We start from the raw sequence: 5,420 nt of genomic DNA, 5'->3' as shown, positions 1-5,420 counted from the left end.
CGGCCGGGGCCCCGGCCGTGGCGCGCCAGGAGGACGAGCACCGCGAGGTCGGTGAGGCAGCACAGGACGAAGAAGGCGTCCGTGTAGTCCAGGAACGGCAGCAGGCCGGGGGAGAGGACCGCGAGCGCCGCCGCGGGCGGGTACTGCCAGGTCACGTCGTCCAGCGGAAACGTTCCTTGACGCAGGACCTCGTACCAGCCGCGGTAGATCACCGACACGTCCGAGGTGACGTCCGGGCCCGCGACGGTGATCACCTTGAACACGGTCAGCAGCAGGACGGCACGGCTCGCCCCCCACACCGCCGCGAGCCACGCCAGGGACCGCCCGGCGCCCTTCGTGTCCACGTGATCCCCTGCCGTTCGGTCGTGTGTCGTGCGCGTCGGAAGACTCATGATGTCCTTTACGGCCGTGCCCCTGCCACAGACTCCGCCGGGCCGGGCCCCGGGCGGCCCACCCGGTAGGGTCGGCGGCGATGCACAAGACCCTGATCGTGACCAACGACTTTCCGCCCCGCCCCGGCGGCATCCAGGCGTTCCTGCACAACATGGCGCTGCGCCTGGACCCGGACCGGATCGTCGTCTACGCCTCCACCTGGAAGCGCGGCCGGGAGGGCGCCGAGGCGACCGCCGCCTTCGACGCCGAGCAGCCCTTCACCGTCGTACGCGACCGTACGACCATGCTGCTGCCGACACCGGGCGCGACCCGGCGGGCGGTGGGACTGCTGCGGGAGCACGGCTGCACCTCGGTGTGGTTCGGGGCGGCGGCGCCGCTCGGGATGATGGCACCGGCACTGCGCCAGGCCGGCGCCGAGCGGCTGGTGGCCACCACCCACGGCCACGAGGCCGGCTGGGCCCAGTTGCCCGGCGCCCGCGGGCTGCTGCGCCGGATCGGCGAGTCCACGGACACCCTCACCTACCTCGGCGAGTACACCCGGTCCCGGATCGCGGCCGCGCTCACCCCTCAGGCGGCCGGGCGCATGGTCCAGCTGCCGCCCGGCGTGGACGAGAAGACCTTCCACCCCGGCTCCGGCGGGGACGAGGTGCGTGCCCGGCTCGGGCTCACCGACCGGCCGGTGGTGGTGTGCGTCTCGCGGCTGGTGCCGAGGAAGGGCCAGGACACGCTGATCCGGGCCATGCCCCGGATCCTCGCCGCCCAGCCGGAGGCCGTACTGCTGATCGTGGGCGGCGGCCCCTACGAGGCCGACCTGCGCCGCCTGGCCGCCGAGACCGGCGTCGCGGACTCCGTACGGTTCACCGGCGCGGTGCCCTGGGCCGAGCTGCCCGCGCACTTCGGCGCCGGGGACGTGTTCGCCATGCCGTGCCGCACCCGGCGCGGCGGCCTGGACGTGGAGGGGCTCGGCATCGTCTACCTGGAGGCGTCCGCGACCGGGCTGCCCGTGGTCGCCGGTGACTCCGGCGGAGCGCCGGACGCCGTGCTCGACGGCGAGACCGGCTGGGTGGTCCGGGGCGGCGAACCCGCCGAGGCCGCCGAGCGGATCACCGCCCTCCTCGCCGACGAGGGCCTGCGCCGCCGGATGGGCGAGCGCGGGAGGAACTGGGTCGAGGAGAAGTGGCGCTGGGACCTGCTGGCCGAACGGCTGAAGGTGCTGCTCTGACGCGGCGGCGCCGGGGAACCCCCGGCGCCGCTCGGTTCTTTGCCGGTTCGTCAGGAGGCGGTCTGCTTGGCGTAGAGGGCCTCGATGTCGGCCGCGTAGTCCTTGGCCACCACGTTCCGCTTCAGCTTCAGCGAGGGCGTCAGGTGCCCCGACTCCTCGGTGAACTGGATCGGCAGGATACGGAACTTGCGCACCGACTCCGCCTTGGACACCGCCGCGTTGCCGTCGTCCACGGCCGCCTGGATCGCCGCGTTCAGCTCCGGGTCGTCGCGCAGCGAGTCCGCCGTCGAGCCGGCGGGCTTGCCGTGCTCGGCGGCCCAGCGGCCCAGGAACTCCTCGTCGACGGTGACCAGCGCGCCCACGAACGGGCGCCCGTCGCCCACCACCATGCACTCCGCGACCAGCGCGTGCGCCCGGATGCGGTCCTCGATCACGGCCGGGGCGACGTTCTTGCCGCCCGCCGTGACGATGATCTCCTTCTTGCGGCCGGTGATGCGGAGGTAGCCGTCCTCGTCCAGGGTGCCGATGTCCCCGGTGTGGAACCAGCCGTCGGCCAGTGCCTCGGCGGTCGCGTCCGGGTTGTTCCAGTACTCCTTGAACAGGTGCTCGCCGTGCAGCAGCACCTCCCCGTCGTCCGCTATCCGCACGACCGAGCCGGGCAGCGGCTGGCCGACCGTGCCGATCTTCTGCCGGTCCCACGGGTTGAACGCCGTCGCGGCGCAGGACTCGGTCAGGCCGTAGCCCTCCAGCACCGAGAAGCCGATGCCCCGGAAGAAGTGGCCGAGCCGCTCGCCCAGCGGGGCACCGCCCGAGATCGCGTACTCGCCCCGGCCGCCGAGCACCGCCCGCAGCTTGCCGTAGACCAGCTTGTCGAAGACCCTGTGCTTGAGCCTCAGCTTCAGCGACGGGCCCGCCGGGGTGTCCAGCGCGCGGCTGTAGGCGATGGCCACATCGGCGGCCTTGTCGAAGATCGCGCCCTTGCCGTCGGCCTGCGCCTTGGCCCGCGCGCTGTTGTAGACCTTCTCGAAGACGCGCGGGACGCCCAGGATCAGGGTCGGCCGGAACGCGGACAGCTCGTCGGTGAGGTTCTTGATGTCCGGGACGCAGCCCAGCTTGATCGGCGCCATCATCGGCGCCACCTGCACCAGCCGCCCGAAGACGTGCGCCAGCGGCAGGAACAGCAGCACCGAGCACTCGCCGGTACGGAACAGCGGGCGCAGCCGCTCCACGATGTTGCCGCACTCGGCGAAGAAGCTGCGGTGGGTCAGCACACAGCCCTTGGGGCGGCCGGTGGTGCCGCTGGTGTAGACGATGGTCGCCGGGTCGTCCGCCTTGGCGAGCGAGCCGCGCTCGGCGACCGTCGCGTCGGAGACGTCCTGCCCGAGCCGCGTCAGCTCCTCCAGGCCGCCGGCCTCGATCTGCCACACGTGCTTCAGGGCCGGCAGCGACTCGCGCACCGAGTCCACGGCGGCCGCGTGGCCGTCCAGCTCCACGAAGGCGGCCGTCGCGCCCGAGTCGGAGAGGATCCAGCGCACCTGCTCCGGCGAACTGGTCTCGTACACCGGCACGGTGACCGCGCCCGCGCTCCAGATGGCGAAGTCCAGCAGGGTCCACTCGTAGCGGGTGCGGGACATCAGGCCGACCCGGTCGCCCGGCTGCACACCGGCGGCGATCAGGCCCTTGGCGGCGGCGTGCACCTCGGTGAGGAACTGCCGGGCCGTCACGTCCTGCCAGGCACCGCCCACCTTGCGGGCGATGACGGCGACGTCCGGGTGCTGAGCGGCGTTTCTGCGGACGATGTCCGTCAGGTTGCCGTCGGCGGGGACCTCGTACAAAGCCGGAAGGCTGAACTCGCGCAAAACTGCTGCTCCTCGGGGCGGGTGCTCGGGGAGTCCCGCCTGCCGGGGTGATCTCCGGAGCACGACCGGACTGCCCGGACGTTACCCGCCGGTATGACCTCTGGGACAGGGGGTCCGTGCCAGATGTTCGCTGCGTCACACGGGAAGACCCGCTTGGGCGCACAGTAGTCCACCTCTTGACCAACGGGCGAGTAACCGCAGGCCAGACGGGCCACTGTTCACGTAGACCGCACACCTCTACCCTTGATCGCCATGGCTTCCACACCCGCCCGCGGCCCCCGGACCCGCGTCCACGTGATCAGCGACGTGCACGGGAACGCCCGTGATCTCGCGCGGGCCGGGGAGGGCGCCGACGCGCTGATCTGCCTCGGCGACCTCGTCCTCTTCCTGGACTACGCCGACCACTCGCGCGGCATCTTCCCCGACCTGTTCGGCGCGGAGAACGCCGACCGGATCGTCGAGCTGCGCACCGCCCGCCGCTTCGAGGAGGCCCGCGCCTTCGGCCGGAAGCTCTGGTCGGGGATCGGCACCGACCGGGACGCGGTGATCGAGCAGGCGGTACGCCGCCAGTACGCCGAGATGTTCGCCGCCTTCCCCACCCCGACCTACGCCACCTACGGCAACGTCGACATGCCGCCCCTGTGGCGGGAGTACGCCGGACCGGGCACCACCGTGCTGGACGGGGAGCGGGTGGAGATCGGCGGCCTTGTCTTCGGCTTCGTCGGCGGCGGCCTGCGCACCCCGATGCGCACCCCGTACGAGATCGACGACGAGGAGTACGCGGCGAAGATCGAGGCCGTCGGCGAGGTCGACGTGCTCTGCACCCACATCCCGCCCGAGGTGCCCGAACTCGTCTACGACACCGTCGCCCGCCGCTTCGAGCGCGGCAGCCGCGCCCTGCTGGCCGCCATCAGGCGCACCAGGCCGCGCTACTCCCTGTTCGGCCATGTCCACCAGCCGCTCGTCCGCCGGATGCGGATCGGCGCGACCGAGTGCGTGAACGTGGGCCACTTCGCCGGCACCGGCAAGCCGTGGGTGCTGGAGTGGTGACGGCGGGCGGGGGGCGGCGCGGTAGCCTTCACGCTGCACACACGTGCGCACCCCGCGCGTGAGAGAACGTCCGGCCGCATCTGGAGGAGCCACGGCGATGGCGGAACACACCAGTTCGAGCATCACGATCGAGGCGGCCCCGGCCGATGTCATGGCGGTGATCGCCGACTTCTCCCGCTACCCGGACTGGACCGGCGAGGTGAAGGAGGCCGAGGTCCTGGAGACCGACGGCCGCGGCCGCGCCGAGGAGGTCCGCCTCGTCATGGACGCGGGCGCCATCAAGGACGACCAGACCCTCGCCTACACCTGGACCGGCGAGCACGAGGTCTCCTGGACGCTGGTGAAGTCCCAGATGCTCCGCTCCCTGGACGGCAGCTACCTGCTCAAGCCCGCGGGCGCCGGGTCCACCGAGGTCACCTACCGCCTCACGGTCGACGTCAAGATCCCCATGCTCGGCATGATCAAGCGCAAGGCCGAGAAGGTCATCATCGACCGCGCGCTGGCCGGCCTGAAGAAGCGCGTCGAGACGGGTTCCTGACACCGGGCCCCGGCCGCCGGGGACCCGCACGCCGCTGAGGCTCCGTTACCGTTCAGCCTCATGCGTACCCTCCTGATCACCGGGCCGGGCGGCAGCGGCCGCACCAGCGTCGCCGCCGCCACCGGGCTCGCCGCGGCCCGCACCGGCGCCCGTGTGCTCGTGCTCGGCGCCGACCGGACCGACACGCTCGGCGCGGCCCTCGGCACGGTGACGGGACCCACGCCCACCGAGGCCGCCGAGAACCTCACCGTGTGGCGTCCCGACGCCGGTGCCCGCTTCCGCGAGGACCTCACCGCCTTCCAGAGCCGGGCCGGAACCGTCCTCGACCTGCTCGGCGCCTCCCGGCTGGACGCCGAGG

Annotated in this window: 5 protein-coding genes and 1 pseudogene; 4 read left to right on the top strand and 2 right to left on the bottom strand. The window is 72.5% G+C overall.

Annotated features, from left to right (window positions below; all coding sequences use genetic code 11):
* Nucleotides 1-344 (bottom strand): annotated as a pseudogene (locus CCN33_RS29030) (hypothetical protein); the annotation flags it as partial.
* 128 nt (nt 345-472) lie between these two features.
* Between CCN33_RS29030 and CCN33_RS29025 the strand changes: the two are divergent.
* Nucleotides 473-1,615, top strand: coding sequence for a glycosyltransferase family 4 protein (locus CCN33_RS29025; protein ID WP_086696346.1), 1,143 nt, complete (start codon nt 473-475; stop codon nt 1,613-1,615).
* Nucleotides 1,616-1,665: 50 nt separating this feature from the next.
* Here CCN33_RS29025 and CCN33_RS29020 read toward each other — a convergent pair whose 3' ends face one another.
* Complete coding sequence (locus CCN33_RS29020; protein WP_086696345.1) at nt 1,666-3,474, bottom strand: AMP-dependent synthetase/ligase; 1,809 nt, start codon at nt 3,472-3,474, stop codon at nt 1,666-1,668.
* Nucleotides 3,475-3,726: 252 nt separating this feature from the next.
* Between CCN33_RS29020 and CCN33_RS29015 the strand changes: the two genes are divergently transcribed.
* From CCN33_RS29015 to CCN33_RS29005, 3 genes are all read left to right on the top strand, one after another.
* Nucleotides 3,727-4,524, top strand: a complete 798-nt coding sequence (locus CCN33_RS29015) for a metallophosphoesterase family protein (protein WP_086696344.1) — start codon at nt 3,727-3,729, stop codon at nt 4,522-4,524.
* Between the two features lie 97 nt (nt 4,525-4,621).
* Nucleotides 4,622-5,062 carry an SRPBCC family protein gene (locus CCN33_RS29010; protein WP_030810292.1) on the top strand — a complete coding sequence of 147 codons (441 nt, stop codon included), beginning with the start codon at nt 4,622-4,624 and terminating at the stop codon, nt 5,060-5,062.
* 60 nt (nt 5,063-5,122) lie between these two features.
* Nucleotides 5,123-5,420: ArsA-related P-loop ATPase (locus CCN33_RS29005; RefSeq protein ID WP_244173970.1), on the top strand; the 298-nt coding region annotated here is incomplete at its 3' end.

The organism is Streptomyces recifensis, assembly GCF_002154615.1.
Lineage (GTDB): Bacteria > Actinomycetota > Actinomycetes > Streptomycetales > Streptomycetaceae > Streptomyces > Streptomyces griseoluteus.
This window is presented reverse-complemented; position numbering and strand designations above follow the sequence as displayed.